Raw genomic sequence first — 3,051 nt, forward strand, 5'->3', positions numbered from 1 at the left:
AAGGAGATGAACATGAATGGACATACCGGGGACAGATCATCCGCTCGAATTCAAACATTGTTGTCCAGGCCCACATAAGCGCATGCACCATGGATGAAACGGGTTGCCGGGCAACGGCTGACGGGACTCTAAGTGTGGACGGGATATGTATATATGAAATGAAAAATTTCTGTTTCTCTTTCAAAGGAACGCCATGCAGCACTATGTTGCCAGACAGGACCGACTCCGGGTGGATGCCTCATCATGGCAGAAACCCCCATGGAATGCCGTCTCCAGCCAGAAACTGACCTGCCATATGGGAGAACGTCCCCGCCACTTCCCGGACACCCGGGTCAAGCTGGCCTATGACGACCAGGCCCTTTACCTGATGTTCCGGGTCCAGGACCGGTATATCCGGGCCCTGGCCCGGACCGATCAGGATCGCGTATACCAGGACAGCTGCGTCGAATTCTTCTTTACTCCGGGGCCGGACCCGGACCAGGGGTACTTCAACCTTGAGATGAACTGCGGGGGCACCATCCTGTTTCACTTCCAGACCCTGCCCAGGAAAGATCCCGTTGAAATCCCGGTATCAGACTGTGCCCGGATCCTTCGGGACGCCTCCCTGCCCAAGATTGTGAGCCCAGAGGTCCAGGATCCAGTACTCTGGTTCCTGAGTGCCAGAATCCCCTTTGACCTGCTTTCCTCGTACACGGCCGTAACTCACCCCGAACCGGGCAAGGCCTGGCGGGCCAACTTTTACAAATGTGCGGACAACACCTCCCACCCTCACTGGCTGACCTGGGCGCCGGTGGACCTGCCGGCCCCGGACTTTCACCATCCCCGGGCCTTTGGCGCCCTCTGCTTCCAATGACGCCAGGAAAAAGCGTCCTCCCGACAGAGTGAAAGGATCTGCAAGACAAGGCAGATAAAACATGGTGACCCTGAATATTGGAATCGCAGGTTTTCAGGAACGGGGAATTGAAAACCCCACAAACACTATAAAAATATCCCGGCAACAGATCCGGTCATACATGTGGCTAACGTGCCTGCAACGATGGAGCGAAAACCTAAAGATACGATTTCATCCCTTCTTTCCGGAACCATACCGCCCATGCCGCCGATCATAATACCCAGGCTGCCCTGATTTGCAAAACCCCACATGGCATATGAAATAATGATGCGGCTGCGTTCACTTATTTCGCCTGAAGGCATACGGGTCAAATCAAGGTATGCGATGAATTCGTTGAGAATTGTTTTGGTTCCCATCAAAGCCCCCGTGGCAGGGGCTTGGGACCATGGGATACCCATCACCCAGGTTGCAGGTGCCATGATCCAGCCTAAAATCCGCTGCAGGGTGAACGGCTGCCCATCCAACATCGGCATAAGTCATAGTGCCATATTGATCAGGCTCACCATGGCCACAAAAACGATGATCATGACCACAATATTGATCATAAGATCAATGCGGGACACCGTGCCCGTGGTCACGGCATCCATAACGCTTTTGTAAACCGTTGGCGTTGACAGTTGCCCTTCTGTAACATCTTTGGTTTCAGGAATCATGATTTTTGAAATTAGAATTGCTGGTCAAACATATTGAACGTGTACGATATAAATTAACTGTGTTAAATTGACATTTTCTCAACCCAAAAAGGTGTTTATAATGACAAAGAACACAACCATTTCCTTCAAGCCCATCGGTTTTGTCAGAACCAATGCAACAAAAACACCCCGGCACTGGTCCGTGTCACAGGAAAAAGGGGTATTGGAGATTCAGCCTGAATTTGCGCCTGCCCTGCGTGATATTGAAATCGGACAAAAGATTGTGGTGCTTTTCCATTTTCATAAAAGCCCGGCATTCAATTCAGGATACCTGTTCCAGACCCCGCCCCACCGCTCCTCTTCCAGAGGCGTGTTCAGCATTTGCTCTCCCATCCGTCCCAATGCCATCGGCATGAGTGTCGTTGAGGTGACAAATAAAGACCAAGAACGCATTGGGGTCAAACACATTGATATGATTGACGGCACACCGATTTTAGATATCAAGCCCCTGATCACGGGAGAAGAGGATTGTCCAAGCGCAGAATAAAAAAGGAGTATCCATGTCCGACCCCGCCAAATTTCGTTTTTCCGTCGACCGCGGCGGCACCTTCACGGATATCTATGCCGAGGTGCCCGGAGAACCCGGGTTCAGGGTCATCAAGCTTTTATCCGAAGATCCCCGGAACTATCCTGACGCACCCCGTGAAGGAATCCGGCGCATCCTGAAAGAGGTGACCGGCAAGCCCGTACCCAAAGAACTGTTCGAATCCGACCGGATTGAATGGATTCGCATGGGGACCACCGTGGCCACCAACGCCCTGCTGGAACGAAAAGGCGCGCCCAGCGCCCTGGTGGTGACCCGGGGATTCGGTGATATTCTTCAAATCGGAAACCAGGACCGTCCCCGGATTTTTGACCTGGAGATCAAAAAACCCGAAATTCTGTACCGGGAGGTCATTGAAGCGGACGAGCGCCTGAGGATCTTGCGGGAGGATGAGGACGCCTCGGCAGTGGAAGGCAAAATCGTGAAGGGGATCACCGGTGACCGCCTGGCAGTGATTCGTCCGCTGGATACAGCGGCCATAAAATCCGATCTTAAGGCTGTCTATGATCGGGGCATCCGCAGTCTTGCCGTCGTGCTCATGCACGCCTATGCCTGGCCGGATCATGAACGTACCATCGGCCGCCTGGCCCAGGAGATCGGATTCACCCAGATCTCCCTCTCCTCCAAAGTCATGCCGCGGGTGAAGCTGGTGGCCAGGGGAGATACCACCATGGTGGACGCCTACCTCAACCCGCATATTCGCACCTACCTTGACAGCTTTAAACACGGGTTCAAGGACAAGCTTACCCATACAGGCCTTCTTTTCATGCAGTCAGACGGCGGCCTGGCCGGTGCTGACGGGTTCACCGGCAGCCGCGCCATCCTCTCCGGACCGGCCGGCGGGGTGGTGGGATATGCCATGACCACCTTTGATTCTGAAAAAAAACAGCCCGTCATCGGCTTCGACATGGGCGGCACATCCA

General features: G+C 53.7%; 4 protein-coding genes and 1 pseudogene. 4 read left to right on the plus strand and 1 reads right to left on the minus strand.

Features of this window, described 5'->3' with window-relative positions; all coding sequences use genetic code 11:
• Positions 1–56 precede the first annotated feature (56 nt).
• Positions 57–287, plus strand: coding sequence for a hypothetical protein (locus AB7U36_RS21515; RefSeq protein ID WP_428161665.1), 231 nt, complete (start codon positions 57–59; stop codon positions 285–287).
• Complete coding sequence (locus AB7U36_RS21520) at positions 194–853, plus strand: carbohydrate-binding family 9-like protein (RefSeq protein WP_428161662.1); 660 nt, start codon at positions 194–196, stop codon at positions 851–853. Before AB7U36_RS21515 ends, AB7U36_RS21520 begins: the two co-directional genes overlap by 94 nt.
• Positions 854–978: 125 nt before the next feature.
• Here AB7U36_RS21520 and AB7U36_RS21525 read toward each other — a convergent pair.
• Positions 979–1,563: pseudogene (locus AB7U36_RS21525) on the minus strand (nucleoside transporter C-terminal domain-containing protein).
• A gap of 82 nt (positions 1,564–1,645) precedes the next feature.
• On the opposite strand from AB7U36_RS21525, the gene tsaA reads away from it, so the two are divergent.
• Together tsaA and AB7U36_RS21535 are read left to right on the plus strand one after the other, a co-directional pair.
• Positions 1,646–2,071 (plus strand): tRNA (N6-threonylcarbamoyladenosine(37)-N6)-methyltransferase TrmO, encoded by a 426-nt coding sequence (gene tsaA, locus AB7U36_RS21530; protein ID WP_428161663.1) that lies wholly within the window; start codon positions 1,646–1,648, stop codon positions 2,069–2,071.
• Between the two features lie 13 nt (positions 2,072–2,084).
• A partial coding sequence (locus AB7U36_RS21535; RefSeq protein WP_428161664.1) for a hydantoinase/oxoprolinase N-terminal domain-containing protein occupies positions 2,085–3,051 on the plus strand: 967 nt, incomplete at its 3' end.

Source organism: Desulfobacter sp. (genome assembly GCF_050177295.1).